This window comes from Deltaproteobacteria bacterium, from assembly GCA_003194485.1.
GTDB lineage: Bacteria > Desulfobacterota > Dissulfuribacteria > Dissulfuribacterales > UBA3076 > UBA3076.
This window is the reverse complement of record PQXD01000001.1, coordinates 1-24,051: the sequence shown is the minus strand read 5'-3', so window position 1 is coordinate 24,051 and position 24,051 is coordinate 1. Positions and strand designations below refer to the sequence as shown.

Annotated in this window: 24 protein-coding genes and 1 pseudogene; 19 read left to right on the top strand and 6 right to left on the bottom strand. The window is 50.3% G+C overall.

Annotated elements, in window-relative coordinates:
- Positions 1-102: 102 nt before the first annotated feature.
- On the bottom strand, positions 103-1,203 hold the full coding sequence (locus C4B57_00125) for a signal recognition particle-docking protein FtsY (protein PXF55901.1): 1,101 nt from the start codon (positions 1,201-1,203) through the stop codon (positions 103-105).
- Between the two features lie 285 nt (positions 1,204-1,488).
- Here C4B57_00125 and C4B57_00120 point away from each other — a divergent pair, with 285 nt between their 5' ends.
- Positions 1,489-1,785, top strand: coding sequence for an integration host factor subunit beta (locus C4B57_00120; GenBank protein PXF55900.1), 297 nt, complete (start codon positions 1,489-1,491; stop codon positions 1,783-1,785).
- Between the two features lie 13 nt (positions 1,786-1,798).
- Here C4B57_00120 and C4B57_00115 read toward each other — a convergent pair whose 3' ends face one another.
- The gene (locus tag C4B57_00115) at positions 1,799-2,200 is read right to left on the bottom strand and encodes a DUF523 domain-containing protein (GenBank protein ID PXF56137.1); all 402 of its coding nucleotides are present in this window, start codon (positions 2,198-2,200) and stop codon (positions 1,799-1,801) included.
- Between the two features lie 38 nt (positions 2,201-2,238).
- Positions 2,239-3,288, bottom strand: coding sequence for a phosphoribosylformylglycinamidine cyclo-ligase (locus C4B57_00110; protein ID PXF55899.1), 1,050 nt, complete (start codon positions 3,286-3,288; stop codon positions 2,239-2,241).
- Between the two features lie 152 nt (positions 3,289-3,440).
- On the opposite strand from C4B57_00110, the gene C4B57_00105 reads away from it, so the two are divergent.
- The 12 genes from C4B57_00105 to C4B57_00050 all read left to right on the top strand — a co-directional run bounded on the left by C4B57_00105 (position 3,441) and on the right by C4B57_00050 (position 14,014).
- Entirely contained in the window at positions 3,441-3,974 is a 534-nt protein-coding gene (locus C4B57_00105) for a hypothetical protein (protein ID PXF55898.1), read from the top strand.
- Positions 3,975-3,988: 14 nt separating this feature from the next.
- Positions 3,989-4,534, top strand: a complete 546-nt coding sequence (locus C4B57_00100; protein PXF55897.1) for a tRNA-specific adenosine deaminase — start codon at positions 3,989-3,991, stop codon at positions 4,532-4,534.
- A 473-nt stretch (positions 4,535-5,007) separates the two neighbouring features.
- On the top strand, positions 5,008-6,228 hold the full coding sequence (locus tag C4B57_00095; protein PXF55896.1) for a bifunctional cobalt-precorrin-7 (C(5))-methyltransferase/cobalt-precorrin-6B (C(15))-methyltransferase: 1,221 nt from the start codon (positions 5,008-5,010) through the stop codon (positions 6,226-6,228).
- Entirely contained in the window at positions 6,219-7,529 is a 1,311-nt protein-coding gene (locus C4B57_00090; GenBank protein PXF55895.1) for a hypothetical protein, read from the top strand. The genes C4B57_00095 and C4B57_00090 overlap by 10 nt, the downstream gene beginning before the upstream one ends.
- A 76-nt stretch (positions 7,530-7,605) precedes the next feature.
- A complete protein-coding gene (gene lpxK, locus C4B57_00085) occupies positions 7,606-8,682 on the top strand; it encodes a tetraacyldisaccharide 4'-kinase (GenBank protein PXF55894.1) in 1,077 nt (358 codons plus the stop codon).
- A 146-nt stretch (positions 8,683-8,828) separates the two neighbouring features.
- Positions 8,829-9,452, top strand: a complete 624-nt coding sequence (locus C4B57_00080; GenBank protein PXF55893.1) for an antibiotic resistance protein MarC — start codon at positions 8,829-8,831, stop codon at positions 9,450-9,452.
- A 208-nt stretch (positions 9,453-9,660) separates the two neighbouring features.
- Positions 9,661-10,593, top strand: coding sequence for a 4-hydroxy-tetrahydrodipicolinate synthase (locus C4B57_00075; protein ID PXF55892.1), 933 nt, complete (start codon positions 9,661-9,663; stop codon positions 10,591-10,593).
- A 175-nt stretch (positions 10,594-10,768) separates the two neighbouring features.
- On the top strand, positions 10,769-11,035 hold the full coding sequence (locus C4B57_00070) for a hypothetical protein (protein ID PXF55891.1): 267 nt from the start codon (positions 10,769-10,771) through the stop codon (positions 11,033-11,035).
- A gap of 50 nt (positions 11,036-11,085) precedes the next feature.
- Positions 11,086-11,889 carry a 4-hydroxy-tetrahydrodipicolinate reductase gene (locus tag C4B57_00065; GenBank protein PXF55890.1) on the top strand — a complete coding sequence of 268 codons (804 nt, stop codon included), beginning with the start codon at positions 11,086-11,088 and terminating at the stop codon, positions 11,887-11,889.
- A gap of 39 nt (positions 11,890-11,928) precedes the next feature.
- Positions 11,929-13,092 (top strand): LL-diaminopimelate aminotransferase, encoded by a 1,164-nt coding sequence (locus C4B57_00060; GenBank protein PXF55889.1) that lies wholly within the window; start codon positions 11,929-11,931, stop codon positions 13,090-13,092.
- Between the two features lie 82 nt (positions 13,093-13,174).
- Positions 13,175-13,711, top strand: a complete 537-nt coding sequence (folK, locus tag C4B57_00055; protein PXF55888.1) for a 2-amino-4-hydroxy-6-hydroxymethyldihydropteridine diphosphokinase — start codon at positions 13,175-13,177, stop codon at positions 13,709-13,711.
- Between the two features lie 3 nt (positions 13,712-13,714).
- Positions 13,715-14,014 carry a hypothetical protein gene (locus C4B57_00050; protein PXF55887.1) on the top strand — a complete coding sequence of 100 codons (300 nt, stop codon included), beginning with the start codon at positions 13,715-13,717 and terminating at the stop codon, positions 14,012-14,014.
- 244 nt (positions 14,015-14,258) lie between these two features.
- Here the strand turns inward: C4B57_00050 and C4B57_00045 are convergent, their stop codons facing one another.
- Positions 14,259-15,416 (bottom strand): peptidase T, encoded by a 1,158-nt coding sequence (locus C4B57_00045; protein PXF55886.1) that lies wholly within the window; start codon positions 15,414-15,416, stop codon positions 14,259-14,261.
- Positions 15,407-17,811 (bottom strand): annotated as a pseudogene (gene lon / locus C4B57_00040) (endopeptidase La). Before lon ends, C4B57_00045 begins: the two are co-directional and overlap by 10 nt.
- Before the next feature lie 92 nt (positions 17,812-17,903).
- Here lon and C4B57_00035 point away from each other — a divergent pair.
- The 4 genes from C4B57_00035 to C4B57_00020 all read left to right on the top strand — a co-directional run bounded on the left by C4B57_00035 (position 17,904) and on the right by C4B57_00020 (position 20,648).
- Positions 17,904-18,344, top strand: coding sequence for a hypothetical protein (locus C4B57_00035; GenBank protein PXF55885.1), 441 nt, complete (start codon positions 17,904-17,906; stop codon positions 18,342-18,344).
- 354 nt (positions 18,345-18,698) lie between these two features.
- Positions 18,699-19,541: an integrase gene (locus tag C4B57_00030; protein PXF55884.1), complete on the top strand. Its 843-nt coding sequence runs from the start codon at positions 18,699-18,701 to the stop codon at positions 19,539-19,541.
- 13 nt (positions 19,542-19,554) lie between these two features.
- Positions 19,555-20,328, top strand: a complete 774-nt coding sequence (locus C4B57_00025) for a hypothetical protein (GenBank protein ID PXF55883.1) — start codon at positions 19,555-19,557, stop codon at positions 20,326-20,328.
- Complete coding sequence (locus C4B57_00020) at positions 20,142-20,648, top strand: hypothetical protein (GenBank protein ID PXF55882.1); 507 nt, start codon at positions 20,142-20,144, stop codon at positions 20,646-20,648. Before C4B57_00025 ends, C4B57_00020 begins: the two co-directional genes overlap by 187 nt.
- 813 nt (positions 20,649-21,461) lie before the next feature.
- Here the strand turns inward: C4B57_00020 and C4B57_00015 are convergent.
- Positions 21,462-21,908, bottom strand: a complete 447-nt coding sequence (locus C4B57_00015; protein ID PXF55881.1) for a hypothetical protein — start codon at positions 21,906-21,908, stop codon at positions 21,462-21,464.
- A 247-nt stretch (positions 21,909-22,155) separates the two neighbouring features.
- On the opposite strand from C4B57_00015, the gene C4B57_00010 reads away from it, so the two are divergent.
- Together C4B57_00010 and C4B57_00005 are read left to right on the top strand one after the other, a co-directional pair.
- Entirely contained in the window at positions 22,156-22,404 is a 249-nt protein-coding gene (locus C4B57_00010; protein PXF55880.1) for a hypothetical protein, read from the top strand.
- A gap of 727 nt (positions 22,405-23,131) precedes the next feature.
- Positions 23,132-23,950 (top strand): hypothetical protein, encoded by an 819-nt coding sequence (locus C4B57_00005; protein PXF55879.1) that lies wholly within the window; start codon positions 23,132-23,134, stop codon positions 23,948-23,950.
- Positions 23,951-24,051 lie beyond the last annotated feature (101 nt).

Genomic DNA, 24,051 nt, shown 5'->3' with positions numbered 1-24,051 from the left:
GAAGACGGAAAGAAAAAATCAACGTGCTGAATCAGCCATACAGGGGGTATTTCCTGGAGCGGCTTAACGTAATCCGGGGCATCCCCTGAATATCCCTTATTTTTATTCAGCAAATATAGCCTCCACAAACTCTTCCGGGTCAAATTGTCTAAGGTCATCCATCTTTTCACCAATACCTATGAACCGGATAGGAATCTGCATCTGGTCGGCAATGCTCACGACAATCCCGCCCTTTGCCGTGCCGTCCAGCTTAGTGAGGACTATCCCAGTGACTCCGACAGCCTCACTAAAAAGCCTGGCCTGGGAGACGGCATTTTGACCCGTGGTTGCGTCCAGCACTATCAGGACCTCATGAGGGGCTCCCCGGATCTTTTTGGAGATTACCCTGCTGATTTTTTTAAGCTCTTCCATCAGGTTGACCTTTGTATGTAACCTGCCTGCCGTATCTACGATCACTACATCGACACCCCGCTTGATGGCGGCTTCCATGCCGTCAAAAGTTACTGCGGACGGGTCAGATCCGGCACTGTGCTTTATAACCGGTACATCGATGCGCTTTCCCCAGGTCTCAAGCTGTTCTGCTGCAGCGGCCCTGAATGTATCTGCTGCCACGAGAAGGACGCCCTTACCCTCCTGCTTCAGCCTGTAAGCAAGTTTGGCAATGGTAGTGGTCTTGCCAACGCCATTTACCCCGATTACCAGGACTACAAATGGGCTGGGCGTCCATGTAATTTGACCCGAAGGCACTTTAAGCAGATCCGCAATTTGTTCCTTTAATCGTTTTCTCAGGGCCAAAGGGTCCTTAAGCCCTTTTTTTTTGACTTCAATGCGCAGCTTCTCAAAGATATCCTGGACGGTGTTTACCCCTATATCTGCCATAACAAGGAGTTCTTCCAGTTCGTCCAGGAGTCCGGGATCTATTTCTTGCCGTCCGAGAAGGAGCTGGTCCATCTGTCGGATAAACCCGTCTCTGGTCTTTCCCATCCGCTCCTTAAGGCGTTTAAAGAGACCGGGCCGTGGCGTCCCGGCCCCTGTTTCGTTTCCCTTAACAGGGCCCGATTGGCCGGATGGTTCTGAAGATCCCCGGGCAGAAGAATTAAGTGCCTGTTCTTCAGCCTCTATCTGCTCCACAGGCTCATGGGGGGAAGACCCTTTTGGTTCTTCTTCTTGTCCACCTATTTTTTTGATCCATTTTTTGAACATGGCGATTTTTGATAGAAATAAAAATTTTGCCTTTTAGGACTTGCCAAAAGGAACTTTAATCTGATATTAACGTATCTGTATTTAATAACAACTTCCCAGGAACAAAGCAAAAAATGTTATTTTGGTCTTCGGGGCACTTATCCGGACATTATTTTTTTCCATCCAGGAGGGCTTCCATCCTGTGATTTTCTCATGGAGGTCTCCAGGGTTGCACGATGGCCATTCTGTTCCTTAATAATATTTGGGTTTTTGTAGGCTGCTTTACAAGGAAAGAAGAGGGTTCAGGTGAATAAGTCAGATCTTATAGAAGTCCTTGCCAAAGAGACCGGATTGAATATTCGATTAGCCGAATTCGTGGTGGACGAGGTTTTTAATGCCATGACTGAGGCCTTGGTAAAGGGAGAAGGGGTGGAGATTCGCGGCTTCGGTAGTTTCACAGTGAGAAAATATGATTCTTACATTGGCAGAAATCCCAAGACCGGTAAAAATATTTCAGTATCACCGAAAAAGTTGCCGTTCTTCAAGGTTGGGAAGGAATTGCGCGAAAGGGTGATAGACAAGGTGGGGCAGGGAATTAAATAGTCTTCCGGGCTGTTTACCTTATTTCTTTAATGTCAAATCCCTTTAAGAGTAATTTTGCCGCTGTAACCCCGATTTGTGCAGTGATGCCACAAGAAGGACTCCCTGCTTTCAGAAAGCACTGGTTCACGCCCAATGCCTTTGCCAGGAAGGCCGTTTGCTCAGCACCCCGCTTAAATGCCTCTGTGACGTCTTGTCCGTTTACATTCAAGACCTTTGCCCGACCATTTAATACGTCTATACCGTTTCCATAATAAATATCAGCAGCAGGTCTCGGGGTCGTAAGGCCGCCAAGCTGCTCCGGGCAAACGGGCAGGACATTTGCTCCTCTGAGCTTATCAATTAAGCGGATATCACGATTGCTTTTTCCGTCATACCGACAGGATAGTCCTATCAGGCAGGCGCTCACCAGCACCATGCGATTCCGCTCTGAAAACGTCCTGTCTTGAAATGTAATCATGCCTGAAAGACCACAGGCGGATCTTCAGACTCTCTCTTTTCTATATGGCCGATAATAAAGGCCTGTTCGTTAAGCGCCTTGGTCTGAAAAAGCAGGTCCTTTATTTCTGCCTCAGGCGCTATGAGTACCATGCCGATACCGCAGTTGAATGTTCTGAACATCTCTTCTTCAGATATGTTGCCCTTTTCCTGTAAAAAATGAAAGATGGGGGGGATTGGCCAACTGCCCTTTTTGATCACTGCCCTGCAGGATTTGGGCAGTATCCTGGGTATGTTTTCCAGAAAAGCACCACCGGTGATGTGCACCATGCCGGTGATTCGTTGCTTCTTGAGCAGGTGGTTGACTGTACTATAATATATCTTCGTGGGTGTCAATAAGACCTCTCCCAGGTTCAGTTCTCCGGTCTCTGGCAATCTATCGGAGACGGTAAGCCCGAGTTTTTCAAAACAGATCTTTCTCACCAGGGAAAAACCGTTGCTATGGAGTCCGGTTGAAGACAGGCCTATTATCATATGGCCCACACCTATTTCTGACCCGTCGATGATATTGTCCCTGTCAACGACCCCGACAACGAATCCTGCAAGGTCATAGTCATTTTCTGCATATAACCCGGGCATTTCAGCAGTCTCACCGCCGATAAGGGAACAGTTTGCCTCTTTGCATCCATCAGTAATGCCCCTTATGACATCCGCCGCTTTTTCGGGATCCAGCTTGCCTGTAGCAAAGTAGTCCAGGAAAAACAGAGGTTTGGCCCCGCATACCAGTATGTCGTTGACACACATTGCAACGAGGTCGATCCCGATGGTCTTGTGCATGTTGCACAGGGTGGCGATCTTGATTTTGGTCCCTACGCCATCGGTTGAGGAAACCAGGACAGGCTCGCGGTAGCGATCAAGCTCAAGGGCAAAAAGGCCGGCAAAACCGCCGATCTCAGTAAGTACTCCACGCGTAAAGGTAGAGGCGACCATCGGCCGTATTTTTTCAACTAATTCATTGGCCTTATCTATATCCACGCCAGCCTGGGCATATAGTGATTCATCTTTCACGGCACTCTCCTCTTGCTTAAGGGTGTTTTTATACTGCCTATCCAAGGAAGTCAATAAAGGACGGGTCGTCGGATGCTCTGGTATGATCGGTTGCCCTTGTCCGATTGGCTGTGTAGTGATTAAGTTATTTATGAAGATAGCAGGAAGGGCAAATGATTGACAGATATCCTGTAAAGCTGCTTATAGGTACTGACTATCCGATCCTTGAAAAGATCCGGTGTGCAGAGAGGCTTTTTCATGTCTGTGGTCAGGAGTTATTGACCGATAAGGCAGTCAGGCCTTTGCTTGAGACTTATCGGCAGGCTATTCAGCAGTCATGGATACAGATGAAGAGGGCGGGAGTCGTTGCCGAGTGTACCGACTGCGCCGTCAATGATGGCGGGAGCTGTTGCGGAAAGGGTGTAGAGGACCGCTTTGACGTGGTTCTGCTTCTGATTAACCTCCTGATGGGTTGTCGTCTCCCTTTATCACCCTGGGATGAGACAGGCTGCTGGTTTCTTGGGGAACGGGGCTGCAGGATTCCTGCCAGGCACGTTCTCTGCGTAAATTATATCTGTAGACGACTTGATAGTAAGCTTGAGAGAAAGGATCTAAGGTTGCTGCAGAAAAAAATAATACAGGAGACGGACGCGGGCTTTGCCCTTGAAGTGAGCATCAAAAAGTGGCTGAGGAACAAGGGAATCTGAATCACGAAAGATGGATGTCTGAGGCATTGGATCTGGCTTCAATTGCCCTGTCAAGGGGTGACTTTCCGGTAGGGTGCGTTTTAGTCTCCGGCGATATGATTGTCGGGTCCGGAATCAGATCGCATACCAGGCCAGGGGATATGAACGAGCTTGATCATGCCGAGGTATCTGCCTTGAGGGACTGGATGGAAAGGGGATATCCTGCCCGGCACATGGATGGTGCGGCAGACATCACCGCATACTGCAATCTCGAGCCATGTCTTATGTGTCTTGGGGCCCTTATCCTCAACGGCATCAAGAGGATAGTTTATGCTTACGAAGATGTCATGGGCGGGGCAACGGGTCTGGATTTTTCAGAGCCACTGACCGGTGCGGCCGGGCCAGCCGGTAGTTTCTTTGATATTAAAAGTGATAATCTCTATGCCGGAAGCCGCATCGAAATACTGGGAGGAATTAAGAGAAAAGAAAGTCTGGCGCTTTTTAAGAGGTTTTTTTCAGATCCGGCACAGTCGTATTGGAAGGACAGCCTTTTGTATAAGTATACACTTAAGCTGCCGTGACGGATCATTTTACTTTGAAAATACCCGGCCGTTGTAAAAGTAATTGTCGCCAGCCAGACCTTGCGCTGATAGATCCTGACAATTTATTATGGATATGCCGAGTGTTACCGGGTATGGAGTAATGATGAATACGTGTCTATGGGAGATTATATAATATTTTCTTTAAAAGAGGTCTCGAAACGCCCATTTCGGCAGGTGCACCTGGCGAGTCAGTGGTCCAAGCTGAACTTCTCTCGTTCCGGATGTCTCTTTTGAACCCATTTCAGGTGCAAATACCGTAAGGGAAATCTTTATTTTGATGAAAGATCCGGGTGCTGAGAGAGACAAAATGACAGGGGCGGTCTGTTACGAGGCCTTCAGAAGACTGAAGCCGGTTCTTCGGCCTGATAAGGATCTGATGATCCATCTCGTATCATATTCCGGGAAGGTAGTTGAGAGTTTCCCGAATAGGAATTAAATCCACCCGGAAGACCATGAAAGAAGAAAGACGGGAGGGAATGATATATGTGTTGGGGGTCGGCCCGGAAGGCCTCTCTCCTTCAGGGGAAGAGTGCCTGCATAGGGCTTCTGCAGTATTCGGTGCAGAGCGTTTTGATTTTTTAGTGCCTGAGGATAAGCCCTTAAGACCTGTTACGCCTGTTGAAAAACTTCTTGAGAATCTAAAGGCCTGTTCAGGGCCGGGAGATAGCGTGGTCCTTGCCTCGGGTGACCCCCTGTTTTTCGGGATCGGACGAGTGCTGCTGAGAGAGCTTCCTTTTGAACGGCTTTTCTTTATGCCATCCGTTACCAGTGTTCAATCTGCGTGCTCAGAGTTCAAGATACCCTGGGACGATATGATCAGTCTGAGCCTTCATGGAAAAAATTCCGGCATTGTTGCAGAGCTCTATCCCTACCTGAAAAGCCAGGACAGTATAAAGATCGCCTTGCTGACCGATCCTGTTAATACCCCCAGGAAAATTGCACAGGTCCTGCTGGACGCAGGGCTGGAAGGACTTACAATCCATATAGCAGAGGACTTGGGCGGCAGCTCTCAAAAAACCGGGTCCTACTCTTTAGAACAGGCCTCTTCCATGGACTTTCATCCTCTGAACGTCGTGGTCCTTACCGGAAAGATCAAGTGGGCAGGAGGTGGATTCGGCCGCAGTGAGGATGCATATCACCACAGGGGAGGCCTGATTACAAAGGCCGAGGTCCGCTCAATAGTCATCGGCTTCCTTGAGATCCCTTCAAGGGGCGTCATGTGGGACATTGGCGCCGGCAGCGGGTCCGTCTCGATTGAGGTTGCGGGGCTTGCCCCAGGACTCAGAATCATTGCTGTTGAAAAGGACAGAGAACGCGTCGAGGACATAAAGGCCAATATCCGCAGGTATCAAGCCTTAAACGTGGAACCGATAAAGGGGAACGCTCCGGAGGTACTGGACGGGTTCCCCGAACCTGACAGGGTATTTATAGGCGGAGGGGGAAGCGATCTCCAACCCATTTTGAAAGAAGCTGTTCGTCGCCTTAAGGGGCGGGGACCTGTAGTCGCCACGGCCATTACCCTGGAATCACTGATGCTCCTGTCAGATAATCTGGGACAGGATGGTTTCCGGATTGAAGTAAGTCAAGTGCAGGTATCCAGGTTGAAGCCCCTGGGCCGGGGCCAGATCCTCTCGGCTCAAAATCCTGTATTTGTGATAAAGGCATGGCGCTGAATCGCTTGATACTGATAATATATAATCTGCTCCAGATTGCGGCCCTGCCGTGGCTGGGGCCCCCGGCCCTTCTGTATCTTCTTTCCAGGTCAAAGTACCGGGCCCACCTGGCAGGAAGGCTCGGAAGGCTTCCCGGCCTGTCTCCCTTAAAAGGACGGTTCCCCAGGATATGGGTCCATGCCTTGTCAGTCGGGGAAGTGAATGCGGCAGCGGCCCTGGTGACAGCCATCTCTCAAAGATGGCAGGAGGCAGGGATAATCTGCTCCGCCACCACAGCCACTGGGCTTACTGCCTTAAAAAAAAAGCTGGGCCGTACCGCCCATGTGATCATCACGTCCCCTTTTGATCTGCTGCCCATTGTAAACAAGGTGATACGGGAGATTTCACCCGACTGTTTTATTCTTGTTGAGACGGATGTCTGGCCCAACTGGGTATGGAACATGCGACAGTCAGGAATCCCCACAATGCTGGTAAACGGGAGCCTGTCTTCCCGTTCATCAGAAAGGCTTTCACATCTGGGGCCGGTAAAGGATTTACTGTACGGGGGCTTTGACCTGCTCGCCATGCAGTCGCCGGACGACAGGGAACGGCTCTTGGGGCTTGGTTTCCCCCGGGACAGAGTGAGCGCCCCCGGAAACCTGAAATATGATCTTAAAGTGCCACAAATTGATCAAGCTGAAAGAGTGCTTTTCGGAAAGGCTTTAGGCCTTAAGCCCGCGGCACCGCTTTGGGTGGCAGGAAGCACGCACCCCGGAGAGGAGGAACTGATACTTGCTGCCCATAAGGGCCTTAAAGGCATATTCCCGTGGCTGCAACTGCTCCTGGCCCCAAGGAACCCGGAACGCGGGCCGGAACTGGAATCCCTGGCAAGGGAGATGGGATTTAAGGCCGTAAGGCGCAGAGCGGCTGAGAAGCCCGGTGACGCAGATGTAGTGATTTTGGATACCCTCGGAGAGCTTCTAAAGTGCTACAGCCTCTGTGATATAGCATTCGTGGGAGGAACCCTGGTGAATAATATAGGGGGCCATAATCTCCTTGAGCCTGCTGCATACGGAGTGCCGGTGGTATTCGGTCCCTACGCGGAAAGTGTGCGTACAATAGCAGAAGATCTTTTGGCCTGTGGAGGAGGCGAGCGTGTGTCAGGAAAAGGAGAATTGGAAAGTGTTTTAACCAGGCTCTTGAATGGCTCTTCTGAGCGTAAAAACATGGGTGATAAGGCAAAGGACCTTTTGCAAAAAAACCGGGGTGCTGTCTCCAGGTATCTGGACCTTGTGGCGGATGCGCTTGGAAGGGTCCGGTGAAAATGTGGACTGTGAACGATCTACGTTATTTATCTGTCCGTGTTGGGTCTGCGGCTGATTATTGCCTGGATGATGTATGTTGAGGGATAGTACCTTATCGCTGCTCCTGACCCTCGGCAGGCCTCTTTCACCTGCATACAGCACTCTGATGAAGGCCAGGGCATGGGCCTACAGAAACGGATATCTTTCCACAAGGAGACTCTCTTGTCCTGTGATAAGCATAGGCAATCTTTCCCTTGGCGGGACGGGAAAGACCCCTCATGCCCTGGCTATAGCCAATTGGCTGAAGAGCCGGGGGATCCGTCCGGCTGTTGTGAGCCGTGGATATGGGGGAAGGGCTGGACGCGGCCCCCTCGTGGCCTCTGATGGTACGAGTGTGCTGGTTTCTTATCGGGATGCCGGGGATGAGCCTGTGATGATGGCCGAGGCCCTTTCGGATATTCCTGTCGTGGTCGGTTCGGACAGGTATGCTGGTGGAAGGCTTGCTGTTGAGCGCTTTGGTGCCCAAGCGATAGTCCTTGATGACGGTTTCCAGCATATGGCCCTTTTCCGGGACGTTGATCTCGTGTTGCTGCCTGCGGTAAACTTTTTTGGGACGCGATGGGTGTTCCCGGGCGGTGACCTGAGAGAACCTGTATCAGCTCTTTCCAGGGCGACAGCGATTCTACTGACCAGGGCGGAGGCACTATCTTCATCTGACCGGGAGATAGGCAGGCGGGAGATCCAGACAATGGTCCCGGGCCGGCCTGTATTCCTGAGTGAGATGCGGGCCACGAGATGCATTTCAATGAAAGGGGAAGTTAAAGCGCTTGAAATGCTGGCGAGTGAGCCATTATTCGCTGTTTGTGCCCTTGCCGGCCCTGAATCCTTTTTTGCAATCCTGGAGGAACTGGATACTGATTTGAGAGGCAAAGCAGCGTTCCCTGACCACTACTCATATAAAAGGAATGATCTGAGCAAATTGATGGCACAGGCCAGAAAACAGGGAGCAAGAGCCCTCGTGACTACACATAAGGACAGCGTGAAGATAAAACCGATCTGGCATGAGCTTGCAGTCAGTGGTGAAGAGCCCCTTCCCGTCTGGATGCTGGAGATAGAGGCCAGGCCTGAGGAAGGGCTTTGGAATATGCTTGAAGCTAAATTGAGCGGTTAGCCCTTAGCGGTTAGCTATTAGTTTAATGATTACAGGATGTTTTGCTATTATAAACTTTCACCCTGTTAACGTAATATCTTGATCTTTCAAAGCTAAACGCTGATGGCTAACAGCTAATCGCTCAAATTAGATACAATTGAGTGATCATGACGCACATATTAGAATCCTTGATTACGATTTTGATTCCATTGGTGATCATCATGGACCCTTTGGGCAACTTGCCGTTTTTCCTCCTTTTTACAGAAAAGATAACTCCTTCAGAGCAGCGCAAAGTGGCTGCTATCTCCTCCTTTGCGGCCTGCATTATCCTTATTTTTTTTGATATCACAGGTGATTCTGTTTTGCGCTTTTTTGGGATCGGCCTGCCGGCCTTTCAATTGGCCGGCGGTTTTATCTTTTTCATTTACGCCTTGCAGATGCTGTGTCTGTTCCCAAGCGGCCTGAAGACTACCTCGGAAGAAGAACAAGAAGGCGTTGAAAAAGAGCATGTTGCTCTTGTGCCGTTGGCAACGCCGTTACTGGCCGGTCCCGGTGCCATAACCGCTGTTTTGGTATGGCAGCAGACTATGGACAGCTCTGTTAATACTGTCCTGTTGCCTGCTGCGATCATAATAGCCTGTATAATCGTTTACCTTGTTTTCTACTTTGGAGTATGGATCATCCGGGTGATGGGAATGGGCGGTATCCGGGTGATTACGCGGCTTATGGGACTATTGCTTGCAGTCATAGCAGTCCAGTTCATGATGAGCGGATTCAAGAGTTTCGATTAGAGGCCCGGAGATCTCCAGAGGCGAAACTGCGGCATGCGTGACCGGAATGTAGTAATATGCACCGACATGGTAATGGACATCCTTATAGAATTGATTGATCCAGCACTTGCCGTCAGTGTATAAAACCTTTAATAATCTATATAATGAATAACAGATATTTTTAATACAGGGAGAACCTAAAAAAATATTCTAGTGGAGGGTCAGGATTATGGCGAGCAAGACCAAAGCAGGCAGAGAAGGAAAAGGCAAAGAGGGAAAAAGGCGGATTGGCGGGGCCATTGTTGCCATAGTAACGCCCTTTAAGAACGGAAGCCTGGATAAGGAATCTCTCGAGGCCCTTATAAATTGGCACATAAAGGCCGGGACCCATTGTATAGTACCCTGCGGTACCACTGGTGAGTCAGCCACCCTCAGCCATGAAGAGCACATGAGAGTGGTCGAGATCACCATAGAGACCACGAGGGGACGCATACCGGTAATCGCCGGAACAGGCTCCAACTCCACTGAAGAGACCATCATGCTTACCAGGCATGCAAAAGAGGCCGGAGCAGATGCAGCCCTGGTGATTACACCCTATTACAACAAACCCAGCCAGGAGGGATTATACCAGCACTTTATGGCCGTAGCTGATGAATGCAAGTTTCCTATGGTCCTCTATAACGTACCCGGACGTACAGGGGTGAACATGCTTCCCGAGACAGTAGCACGCTGTGCCAAAAACAGGTATGTTATTGGAATCAAGGAGGCTACAGGCAGTCTGAAGCAGGTAACAGATGTAATCAGGTTGTGTTCTAAAAACTTCATAGTGCTCTCTGGGGACGACTTTACAGCCTTCCCTATCATGGCCATCGGAGGCAAGGGTGTCATCTCGGTTGCATCCAACGTGATGCCGAAGGAAATGGCTGCCATGATGAATGCATTTGAAAAGGGCAACCTCACAAAGGCACGTCAGTTGCATTTTAAGCTCTTCCCGTTGTTTGGTGCCCTTTTCTATGAGACAAATCCCGTCCCCGCCAAGACGGCCCTTGCAATGATGGGCAAAATTCCAACAGATGAGGTCCGCCTTCCCCTTGCCTCAATGAGTGAGACCAATAAGGAGCGGCTGAAGGGGGTGCTTAAAGACCTCAAGCTGGTCGAGTAAGATAAGCGGAGAGTTAGTAACCGATCCCAGGGTGCTCCTTCTGGAAACGATTTGCGTTAGCCCCGCAAGTTTTCTTGGCCTTTGCAGCATGGGAGACCCCGGCTCCGGAGCGCAGCGAAGGAGAACGGGGAGGGTCCCATGCTGCAAAGGCCTTAAGAAAACAAGGGGCGAGAGCATGTTGGAAGAAGAAGCACCCTGTGATCGGTTACGAAAGTTAATGGTAAATATTCTTATGAGCCTGTTATATCCTGCCTTGAAGCGGTTACCTTTTTCGGGTTTCAAAGCTCACTCATTGCAGACCGAAAGAGGCAGTGCAATCCGGCCCGCGATTGAAACCCTGCAAAAGGCAAACCGCTTCTGCGGCAAGGCACGGATGGCAACTCCCACAGTGGACCACGGGTTCATAAAAATATTTACAGCCAATAATCGAGCAGCTCAATAGCTTATTAACTAAAAACTCGCCCGAAAGGGCGTTAATTTCCAGGAGTGAATATGATCCGAGCCATAGTATCCGGTGCAGGCGGCCGTATGGGCAGCCGCATTATAAACATGATTCATGAAACTGAAGGTATCGCTTTGAGTGCAGCATTTGAACACCCGGACAGCCCTGCCGTCGGGCAGGATGCCGGGCCGGTTGCAGGTCTCGAGGTATTGGGAGTAACAGTGGCGGACAGTATTGATTCCGTAATAGACCAGGGAGATGTGGTCATAGATTTCACTACCAGTGAGGCCAGCCTGAAGCACGCCCGTACCGCCGCCTCTCACAGGAAGCCGATAGTAATAGGCACCACCGGGTTGGCCCGGGAGGAACTCGACGAGATCAGGCAACTGGCAAAGGATTTCCCCTGTGTGCTTGCTCCCAACATGAGCGTCGGAGTAAATCTTCTTTACAAGCTGGTCGATACTGCTGCAAAGGTCCTTGGTGATGACTATGATGTTGAAATTGTTGAGGCACATCACAGAATGAAAAAAGATGCCCCAAGCGGCACTGCTCTGCAGTTAGGAAGGGTCGTTGCCGCTTCCCTTGGCAGGGATTTCGACAAAGTAAGTGTGCTTGAAAGACACGGGTTCATTGGTGAGCGGAGCAAAAAGGAAATCGGTATCCAGACCGTTCGAGCAGGTGATATTGTCGGCGAGCATACAGTGCTTTTCGGCGGCACAGGTGAACGTATTGAGATCGTTCATAGGGCCTCAAGCCGGGATACCTTTGCGAAAGGAGCGGTGAGGGCGGCCCTCTGGATCGTCGAACAGCCCGCCGGGTTCTATGACATGCAGGATGTCTTGGGTCTCAAGTAATTGCCGACCCGGACAGTATGCGACAGGCAGGATTCATCAATGGTTTATACAAAATCTAATAGATTGCAACGGCTCCCGCCTTATCTTTTCGTGGAGCTTGATCGAATAAAGGCCGAGGCCCAGGAGAAAGGTGTAGATATTATTGATTTAGGCATTGGTGATCCGGACCTTCCCACACCCAAGTTTATTGTCGAACGGATGATAGCTGCTGTTCAAAAGGTGCGGTATCACCGCTACCCCTCATCTTACGGCATGCCCGCCTTCCGCAGGGCAGCAGCCGACTGGTGCGCAAGGCGGTTTGATCTGTCCATTGATCCTGCCAGCGAGGTGACCGCCCTTATAGGATCAAAAGAGGCAATAGCACACTTTCCACTCGCCTTTGTAGAGCCCGGTGATGCAGTGCTGGTCCCTACGCCGGGTTATCCTGTTTATCATATCGGCACATTATTTGCCGGCGGCGAGACCTGCTATATGCCGTTAACTGCTGAAAACGGCTTCCTGCCGGATCTCGATTCCATACCCGGCGATATTCTGAAAAGGACAAAAATCCTGTGGATCAATTATCCGAACAATCCCACCGCGGCAGTGGCCCCTCCGGAGTTCTTTGCCAGGGTTGTGGATTTGGCACGGGAAAATAATATTATCGTGTGTCACGATAATGCTTACAGCGAGATGACATACGACGGATACATTGCCCCGAGCTTCCTCGACACCCCGGGTGCCAGGGACGTGGGACTGGAGTTTTATTCAATGTCAAAGACCTACAACATGACCGGCTGGCGCATAGGATTTGCCGTGGGAAACCCGGACCTGATCGCTGCGCTGGCACAGGTAAAGTCCAATATAGACTCCGGACAATTCGAGGCCGTCCAGGAAGCCGGCATTGCAGCCCTTGAAAGTGACCAGTCCTGTGTCCGTGAAATGCAGAAAATATATACTGAGCGCAGGGATATACTGGTCTCAGGCCTTCGGGACATGGGCCTTGACACCCCTTTCCCAAAAGCCACCTTTTATATTTGGACCCCGGTGCCTCAAGGTTATACATCCCGGGATTTCTGCACCATGCTTCTTGAAAAGGCCGGGATAGTATGCACGCCTGGGAGCGGCTTTGGCGATCCAGGTGAAGGCTATGTGCGCATGGCATTAACCGTTTCAAAGGAGCGCATGAAAGAAGTTGTCGAAAGGCTGAAGAAGATCCTTTAATGGAATTAAGGATTGGAGATAAAACAAAATCCGGTTCCTTGTTATATCAACACGGCACCCCGGGTGCAATTTGCGCCTTGCAATGAAGCAGGCCGATTTTTTGCACTGGAAAAGGACGTACATTGGCCTGGGAGCCAATCTTGGGAACAGGATCGAGAACTGTATTAAGGCCCTTGGTCTTTTGTCCGGCCATCCTGAAATAGAGGTATTACGCTGTTCCCGATGGTATGAGACAGAGCCTGTGGAAATAGACACATCCCGATGGTTTATAAATGCAGTGGCAGAAATGATTACAGCCCTTGGGCCGGAAGACCTGCTCGCCAATTTGCTGGCAATCGAAAAGGCCTTGGGCCGGGATCGCCAGAAGACAGGAGACAGGCCCATTGACCTGGACCTGCTTTTCATGGAAGGAGTATTCATGCGGACTTTCAATCACCAAATTCAGGTCCCCCATCCGCGTCTTTCCGGCAGGCGGTTCGTACTTATCCCGTGGGCTGAGCTTGCCCCTGATCTCTTTCTTGCACCATGGAATAGAACCGTTTCGGAACTCCTGGCCGGACTCCCTGAAGACGGCCCAAAAGTCCGAAAATTGAACCGCAAAGAAACCCGGAAGGGCTAGCCCATGCTGCGCCTTATCCTGCTCTCCGTCCTTTTCCTGGCACTTTACTATGTCATAAAGGGCTTTTTCAAAGGCCTCAAACTGCGAAGTGCCTTGAAAGCCGGTTCGGGACAGGCCGGGAAAAGAACAAGAACTACCTCCAGGCAACCGCCGCCCATAACGGACGAACTGGTACGGGATCCGGTATGTGGCGTCTATTGCCCTAAAAGGGATGCCTTATCCCTTAATCGGCAGGGAAAGACTTACTACTTCTGCAGCGACAAGTGCAGGCAGGAGTTTCGTGAGCAAAAAAATAACCTGTAATACCAATTAAAGATGAACATCGAACATCGAACGTCCAACATCGAATGTTGAATGTAAAAAAAGAACTTTATAGGCTTCGTATCTCATTAGAGGAACTTAGGGAGACCCGGAGATGGTTAAAACTCATTCAGCGTGTACCGTTGAATGTTCGGTATTGGATATTCGTTTTTCATTCGATGTTGGACGTTCGACGTTCGATGTTCGATGTTCATCTTTTCAGCAGTTTATCCAATGCAAAAACAACTCAGCGCCCGTCAGCCTTCCCCCACTTCCCTATTATCTCCAGTACAAACTCTGCGCTGGCCACCATGTCATCAAGACTGATACGCTCTGAGGTGGTGTGGACATTCTGCATGCCGATTCCCATAATCACTGTAGCAAGGCCTTTGGCGTTGAAAATGTTGGCATCGCTTCCCCCTCCGGTCATACCCGGTCTGAGTTTCCTTCCAAGTTCTTTTGCCACTTTTTCAGCAGTTGCAACCAGAGGATGTTCTTCAGATACCGACATCAGGGGGTAGTCGTCGACAACTTCTGCCTTGATCAAGGGTAATCCGGCATTTTCCACCGGCCCAAAGTCCTGGGCAACTCTATGAAAAATCTCAAGGATCTGGTCCCTGACTTCCCGTAATTTCCGGGGGTTATGGCTGCGGACCTCGCCCTCCAGCTCCACTTCTTCAGGTACTATGTTGGTGGCCTTGCCACCGCGTATCAACCCGACATTTGCAGTAGTCAATTCATCAATACGGCCCAGAGGTACTTCTGCCAAGGCCCTGGCTGCAACCTGTATGGCGTTTATTCCCAGTTCCGGATTAAGACCTGCATGGGCGGCCCTGCCGACAACCCGGATCTTAAAACGAACGGCACAAGGGGCCTGATTTATCAAAATTTCCGGGTCACTTGAATCAAGAGCATACCCGGCCTTTGCCTCAAGCAGGGCAGGGTCCAGTGACTTGGCTCCCAGCAGGCCTATCTCCTCGCACACAGTGAACAGGAATTCGATGGGACCATGAGAGACCTTGTGCTCCTTTAATAGCCTGGCCACCTCAATGAGTATGGCTACAGCCGCCTTGTCATCACCACCCAGGACCGTTGTCCCGTCACTCTGGAAAACACCGTCCTTAAAAATGACCTTGATTCCTCGCCCTGGCTCCACGGTATCCAGGTGGGCATTGAAAAAGAGCGGGGTCACCTTTTCCGTTCCTGGGATACGGACTATGATATTACCGCTCTCAGAGCCGGTCTGGTTACGTGATTGATCTTCTATCACGTCCGCTCCTACCTCTTTTTTCAGGGTCCTTTTGATCCAGTCTGCAACAGCCCCCTCCTCTCTTGAAGGACTATCCATCTGGACAAGTTGCCTGAAGGTGTCAGCCAGGCGATCGCGATCAATTCTTATGCGCATCTTGTTTTTTCCTCATCTATCCAGGGGTGGGGACCGATAGCAATATCCAGAACCTCGCCCATGTGACGAACCGGTTTGAAATCAAGCTGCCTGCGGATATTTGCCGGTATCTCTTCCAGGTCCATCAGGTTTTTCTCAGGAATTACAACGGTATATATGCCGGCCCTCAGTGCTGCCAGGACCTTTTCCTTGATCCCTCCGACAGGAAGGACCCGGCCACGCAAGGTTATCTCCCCGGTCATGACCACATCCTTGTCCACCGGCCTGTGCACCAGGGCCGAGACCAGGGCCGTGGCAAGTGTAATGCCAGCGGAAGGCCCGTCCTTGGGTATGGCCCCTGCCGGCACATGGACGTGTATGTCCTTTTCCTCAAAGACATCTGGGTCAATGCCAAGCTCTTCTGCCCTAGATCTTGAGTAACTTAAGGCGGCCTTGGCCGACTCTTTCATGACCTCTCCCATGAGTCCTGTCAAGGTAAGATTCCCCTTACCCTTCATAAGGCTGGCCTCAACCCGGAGGATTTCTCCTCCGAAAGGAGTCCATGCAAGCCCTGTTGCAACCCCCACCTGGCTCTCTTCCTGTGCCAGTTCCGTCTCATACTTCGGTATACCAAGATAATGTTGAATATTGGCACTGGTGATTTTAAAGGTCCCTTTCTCTCCCTCGGCAATCCGTCTTGCCGCCTTTCTGCAAATTGCTCCGATCTGCCTCTCAAGCTCACGAAGTCCTGCTTCCTGGGTATAATCTGAGATTATCCTTGTGAGGGTGGTATCTGAGATCTTCAGGACCTTCTCCGAGAGCCCGTGTTCCTTGAGCTGTCTGGGGATCAGGTATTTCTTTGCAATGGCCTTTTTCTCCTCACTGGTATAGCCGGATAGGTGGATCACCTCCAGCCGGTCAAGAAGGGCGGATGGAATGGTATCAGATACATTGGCGGTAAGGATGAACAGTACCTTTGAAAGATCAAAGGGCAGATCCAGGTAATGATCAGTAAAAGTATTGTTCTGCTCAGGATCGAGGACCTCCAGAAGGGCGGCAGCCGGATCCCCTCTGAAGTCGGCCCCTATCTTGTCCACCTCATCCATCATAAAGACAGGATTGTTGCTCCCGGCCCTTTTGAGTCCCTGGATGATCCTCCCCGGAAGGGCGCCGATATAGGTCCTGCGGTGGCCTCGAATCTCTGCCTCATCCTTGATACCTCCCAGCGATATCCTGATAAATTTTTTGCCTATGCTTCGAGCCACAGAACGGCCCAGAGAGGTCTTGCCGACACCGGGCGGACCCACAAAGCACAAGATCGGTCCCTTTGCCGAAGGATTGAGCTTCTTGACAGCAATATATTCAACTATGCGCTCCTTAACCTTTTCCAGGTCATAGTGGTCCTCATCCAGGATCTTCTGTGCCTTGCGCACATCCAGCTTGTCCTTTGTGCTCTTTGACCACGGAACCTCAACAGCCAGTCGATATATGTCCTCACAATGGACGCTTCAGAGGCTTCGGGGTGCATAGACTCAAGCCTCTGGATCTGTTTAAGGGTTTCCTTCTCGGCCTCCTTGGGTATCCTGGCCTTGCGGACCTTTTCCCTCAGCTCTGCCAATTCTTCGGATTTTTCGTCGATTTCGCCTAGCTCCCGCCTTATTGCCATCAACTGCTCCCGAAGGAAATATTCCCTCTGGGTTCTGGTCATCTCCTTTTTGGCTTGTGACTGGATTTTGGCTTGGACAGTGGAAACCTCAAGCTCCCTTGAAAGCAGGTTATTAACTTCCTGTAAACGCGCCAGGGAATCTGTCATTTCGAGCAAACGTTGTGCTTCAAGGGATTTCAAATTGAGATTGGAAGCCACGATGTCTGCCAGCCTGCCCGGTTCTTCAATACCGTTCAAAATGGCCCCCATCTCGGCAGTAAATACGCCCCTGAGGTTAAACAATTTTTCTGCCTGATCTCTCACATTTCGAATCAAGGCCTCTGCCTCTACGGATATCTCGTCAGGCTCTTCTTCCTTGACAGTCTCTATTCGTACCCTGAACCAGGGTTTCTCCTGCATGATTTCCAGTATAGTCCCTTTTACAAGCGCCTGGCCGAGGATCTTGATGCGCCCGTCAGGAAGCTGAAGGGTCCTCATTATCATGGCCACAACACCGGTCTTATACAGTCCTTCCACGGATGGATTATCTTCTGAGGCGTCTTTCTGTGTAACCAGAAAAATCAACCTGTCAGAGGCCAGGGCCTCGTTTATTGCTGCCACGGATGCTTCTCTCCCGACGAAAAGGGGAATAATCATTGAAGGAAAGACTATTACGTCCCTGACTGGCATCAGGGGAAGGACTTCAGGTATTTCTATAGACTCCTGATCATCTATCTCAAGCAGATTTGTAGCAGTATCTTCTATGTCCATTTTGACTTGGTTACTCCTTCTTTGGTAACATCTCAATAAGTGCTGTTACCAGAAAGATCTCTTCATCTCAAGCAGGAAAACCCAGCCCAGCTATGGAAGGAGACATCTTTTTCGGATTTCAAAGTTACTTCATTGCCATACTAAAAGATAGTGCATTTTGCCCGCGATCGAATCCCCGCAGAAGGCGAATGCCCCTGATGGAAACTGTGTTTCAGCAACTTTCATCGAGCCGCTTTGGCAGCAGGTTAAGTCTATCAACAAAAACGAAATGCGCCCGGAACTCCTCCGCCCTGGTGGACAGCCTGGATAGAACGGGCTACTGGCCGGAGATCATGGAGCGTCTGGAGCGGGCGCGGGCGGCTCTGTGCGGGAGCATCTGGACGATGCAAAACTGGAGGCGGCGCCCAGGGCTTCTGCGTCCGATCCCCCAGAAGCTGCATAAACAGCCTGGGGACTCACACCAAGCTCTTCTGAAATGTTCCACTGTACCCCTCAAAATAACAAATCCCCATAATTATACAGACTCTGCATAATACCCAAATAAGCATGAAAAAGCAGACTTCCGGGCTTCATTTATAAAAAGCACGCCTTCAAAAAGCATATGCCCTCTCTGACTTTATCGGCCGTATCGGCCTAATATTAATCAAAAAAGACCGTTTTCTTGATTTTTTCATTGAATCCGTGTATGGATTTTGTGATTTGCGGTATTCTTAAAAAAGTAGAGTCTGCTTAATATATAATGTTGAACTAAACCGCTTCGCGGTAGCCTATTGAGGCAGCCACTCAGGCTGCCTTTTTCATCTGGCGTATCAAGAGGCCGGGACATGAGTTCTCCTTTGTTATGATCGATAGATAGATCGTAACCCTTAACGAGAAAGGAGGATGTCATGACTCAGCTCAGACGCCGGATGATCGAAGACATGCAGTTGCACGGTTTCTCGGAGAAGACGCAGCACTGTTATGCGGCAGCGGTGAGAGGTCTTGCAAGGCATTTTGATCGGTCTTCCGACCAGATTAGCAAGGAAGAACTCCGGGAGTTCTTTCTGTATCTCGTCAATGAGAAGAAAGCTGCATGCAGTACGCTACGGGTGTATCTCTATGGGATCAAGTTTTTCTATCAAACCACGCTCAGACGGCAGTGGCCGGTTCTTGATGTAATTCGTTCAAAGAAAAGACAGAAGTTGCCGGTGGTGCTTTCGAGACAGGAAGTGCGGCAGATATTGGGCCTGGTCAGGAAGCCTGTTTCTCGCACGGCTTTGACCTTGATCTATTCATGCGGGCTGCGTCTTGGTGAGGCTGTTTGCCTAAAGGTTTCCGATATTGACGGAGAAAGAAGGTTAGTTCGGGTAGAGAATGGAAAGGGGGGTAAAGACCGCTACGTTCCTCTGCCCCAAAGGACCCTTGAGCTGCTACGTTCCTATTGGGTAACCAAAGGCCCTAAGCCCTATATCTTCTCAGCCGGCACGGGGCTTGGTCACATCTCAAAAAGTACGCTTCAAAAGACCTTCAAGGCCGCGCTTACCCAAAGCAATATCCCAAAGAAGGCCTCCGTACATAGCTTGCGTCACTCTTTTGCTACGCACCTTCTGGAGGACGGTGTAGATCTCAGGATTATCAAGGACCTTTTAGGCCACAAGTATCTAAGGACCACAACCATCTATACCCATCTTACCGAGAAGAGCTTCGATAGACTGAACGCCGCATTAAGCAGTCTGGTAGCCGACCTATAGTCACTTCAGGGCGATGGCCGAATTGGCGGACGTCTTCAGGCGTCACGGGGTCGAGTATCTGGAGCGCTTCGGCGGCAGGGTTCTTCCCAGCCATCGGCATGCACTTTGCAGTATTACTGAGTGCCGGACAGAGGCCCTGGGCGGACACCTTGCCCAGTGCAGCCACTGCGCCCATCTTCGTTATTCCTATCATTCCTGTAGAAACCGAAGCTGTCCAAAATGTCATAGAACCGATACTGACAGATGGCTCAGCAGACGACGGAGAGATCTTCTTCCTGTCACCTACTTCCACGTGGTGTTCACCCTCCCGAAAGAACTAGGCCATATCGTCCGTTCACACCAAAGAATCCTCTTTAATGTCTTATTTCTGGCTGCGGCCCGATCACTCATGAAACTTGCTGCTGACGAAAAATACGTTGGTGGACAGATCGGGCTGCTCTGCGTTCTCCACACATGGACAAGGGCCATGATCTGGCATCCGCATATCCACTGTCTCGTGCCAGGCATTGGTCTTTCGAAGGACGGACAAAGCAGGTTCCCTGCAGGGAGGAACTATCTTGTCCCCGTGGCCGCGCTGTCAAGGATCTTCCGGGCAAGTTCATGTCCCTGGCAAGAAAGGCCCTCCCTGATATCACCTTCCCGGAGTCCGTCTGGAAGACCGATTGGGTTGTCTATAGCAAACCTGCCGCACAAGGCGCTGACAAGGTCCTTACGTATCTTGCCCGCTACGTCCACCGTATCGCAATCACGAACAACCGTATCCTCTCCTTCCAAAATGGCGACGTGACCTTCTGCTACAAAGACTCCAAGGAGCACAGATGGCGGACCATGACTCTTCCCGCTGCTGAGTTCATGCGTCGCTTCCTTCAGCACGTCCTTCCCAAGGGCTTCCACAAGGTCCGCCATTTCGGCCTGCTCCACCCAGAGAAGCTCAAACGATTACAGGAAGAGCTGAAGCCATCTGTCGAAAGCGACACCGAGAATGAGGAGATAGCCGAGACAGCCAAGGCCACAACCCGCATCGCCCGCCTTCGGTGCCCTTGCTGCCACACTGGCTACATGGTCCTGGTATCGATTCTCTCCCCAAAACGGAGGGCTCCTCCATGAATTCCACAGTCGTCAAGCCGTGCTCCCGCGCACTATATGAACAAGATAGCCGCAGTCTCTGCGGCATCCTCCACGTGCGTCCACATACCGGATATATCCCTCAACTTCAGCTGCTCCAACAAAAAATCCAGCCGGTGCCTGCGAAGAACCAGTCTATATTGCGCCGGAAACCAGGCATTACCTTCTTGACTCCCTGCCAAATACCGTCATAGAATACTGCAAGCGGCCGAACGGCGTCGAGAAAATTCCAAGATGACCCCGACCATGGCGGTTCAGTTCAACATGAGTTTTGGCGTCGGCTTCGCGCCGCAAAAACTCTTATTTCGTTAGGTGGACGGTAGGAGGTATGATAATGAAATTGTCGTTGAGTGGTTGGCAGCGTTTAGGTATCATTCTCTCAGTTTTTTGGGCGATAGGAGTTCTGCTTTTCACCGTACAAGAGTTTCGCTATGCTAGGTAGTCTCTCGCTAATCCGTTCCCAGAAGACCAGCAGTTCAAGGATTTATATTTCGTCAGTTATTTTGAAACCGAATGCAAAGAAATGTTGCCTGCGAAGACCGTGTCAAGGATCTTGCGCAGGAATCCTTACTTCTCTGTTTCGTTTGAACCGAGAATTAAGATCTTATCCGTTCTCTCCATGGTTTTTGGCGGATGGCTTTTTATTTATGGCCTGCTTTTCGCTATCCCATGGGTAAGACGAGGATTTGGGAATAAATAGGGACAGCGACCGATAAATGAGTATCAAATCACTGCACCCGACCGCCTTTTCTTTGCCGCACTTTCTTTTTGGTTACATTGAAATTTCTTATTATTTTATCTGTAATTCAAAGCCCTTAAACGGCGGCGGGTGGTGTTGGCTATGTCATCTTGTAACGCAGTCCCGGTTAAATGAGCGATTAAACCCACTAAAACAGTATGTTGCGTCATTAAGAGATCTTGTAACGCATCTTTCGTTAATTGCTTCACAACATACTGTTTTCCCAGGGTTTTCTCGTTTGAGTGATCTTGTAACGCATTACCCTTGCGCCGCCAGTACCCAGGATTGTGTTTACGCCATTCTTGGACACGGCAGACATTTTCCGGGCCGCGAAAGTAATTTTTGTTCTCTTTTTTGGTCAACCAACGGGCCTGAGCAGTGGCCTTACTTGCTTTCCGGCATTCTGGTTTTCCGCAGTATTTCTGTTTCCGGATGTTGCGTGGGTCTGGTATGAAAAAATCACCACAGTTCCGGCATTTACGCTTTCGGAATCTTTGTGCCATCGATCATGACCTCCACACGAGGATGATCGACTTACAAGAAGAAATGATGGAAGAAAATGGAAGAACAGAAGAAGAGAGAAGAAATGATTTTTTATTTTTTGGGAAGAAAAAGGAGGAAGAAAATAGACAATTTCAGATGGTCAGATTAGAGGTAATTTCAGGTGGCCGCTGACAAAGAGGGAGCATTTTCTGTTTCCCCCACCTTTTCCGGTAGTTCACCGGTGGAATATTCAGGCAATTTCAGGCGGTGGTTTTTAATTTAATTGGACATACAACAAAAAGCTTTCTATCGACATGTATTAACAATTACATAAAAGACCCAATGACCAAATCAGTTGCAGAGCGAGCAACTTGGCTCGGTAATGATGAAACGCATTACTACCGTAAATGGGAAAATAAAGACATTTCTGACTTGAAGGCACTTCTTCGTTTAACGATCAATGCCATTGAAAATCAATTATTGGCCGAGTCATATGAAAACGAAATGAAAAAATAAGCATATCAAATCAATTAACCTGACCCGCAACTCGTCGGCGATTTTTGTGGTGGATTCAAGCTGGTAGCCGCCAAGAAGTTAATCGGTAGATTCAGCGGCGGGCAGGTTATCTCAGTCGTGTACGAGGTCTCGAGCTCGTAATCTAATAACCTGAAAGGAGGTTATCATATCAGTTGCCCTTTTGGATATGTAGGCTGGGGGCGGGTTCGTGCGGTAACGCACGGGCTGAACTTGCCCCGACACGGTGTCGAGACGGCCTTTGCCATTGTATTAGAGGCATTGGTTTTACCCAGTCAGGGATGCCGGCCAAAGCCGCAGGTCGCAGCATAAAGCGAATGGTGCAGCCCCGTAAGCTCACCCCGGACGGATATAGCTGGGAGAGTCCGGGTGCGGGATAAACCTGTTTACAACAGGCTATACGCCGATCTTCTACGTTTATGGAGAAGGCCATTGTCCGCAGGGAAGTAAAGGGTGAGAGCACCTGCGGGGGACCCGGGGTAAGGCCAGTGGCATGCGGTGCGAGATTACGGAGGTAGGACCTGAGATCCCAGCGTCTCTGCAGGACTCCGACCTGCAGTAAGCAGCGCACAAGCGGGATAAGCTCCGTAAGGCACTGTAATGGACGTAGGGAAGTCGGAGTGGCCCTGAAGTGATGAAGAAAGGACAGCATAACCTTGTCTGAGCGTAAGGCCACACTTCGATCGTGTCTGTCTTGTAATAAGGGAGCATGAGTGCTCCAGAAGGAGCTATGAACGTGCGTAATAAAGTGCCTGAGTTGCAGGCCAGACTGTCCCATGCAGCGAAACAGTCGCTGGATAGAAGATTCGGAGCGTTGTACGACAAGATATACCGTTCAGACGTACTTTGGATGGCCTGGAAGCGGGTAAGGTCCAACAAGGGTGCTCCAGGCGTGGACGACGTGAGTATTGACTATGTGAAAGAGGTGGTAGGGGAGATGGAGTTTCTCAAAGAGATACAGGAGGAATTACACAGACGTACCTACCGCCCTCAGCCAGTACTCCGTTGTTGGATAGACAAGCCTGGGAAACCTGAGAAACGGCCCCTCGGTATTCCGGTACTAAAGGATCGAGTAGTCCAGATGGCGACCAAGCTGGTGATCGAGCCTATATTTGAGACGAACTTTTTACCCTGTTCCTATGGGTTTCGTCCAGGTAAGGATTGCCACGACGCCATAGACAAGATACGTCGAGAGATAACCTTTGAGGGCTGCAGGGAGGTAATAGATGCGGACATCAAGGGATATTTCGACAACATACGGCACGACCTACTGATGAACCTGGTTGAGCGCCGCATAAGCGATCCCCGAGTACTGAGATTAATACGGGACTGGCTCAAGGCCGGAGTTCTGGACCAAGGAACCTTTCACGCACCAGATGGCACAGGGACACCCCGGGGAGGAGTGATATCACCTCTTCTTGCCAATATTTACCTGCACTCCTTTGACAAGATGTTTGCCTTGTCAGGGATAAAGGGGACATTGGTAAGGTATGCGGATGACCGTGCGCCACGAGCACACTCGATATAGTTGAGATGTGCGCAACTGCACAGAAGATGAGGGTTTGGCCCCTCGAAGCCGGCTTGCAGGAGCAGGCTTCAAACCGCCTCAAGCTGCTGTGGTAAAGAGCC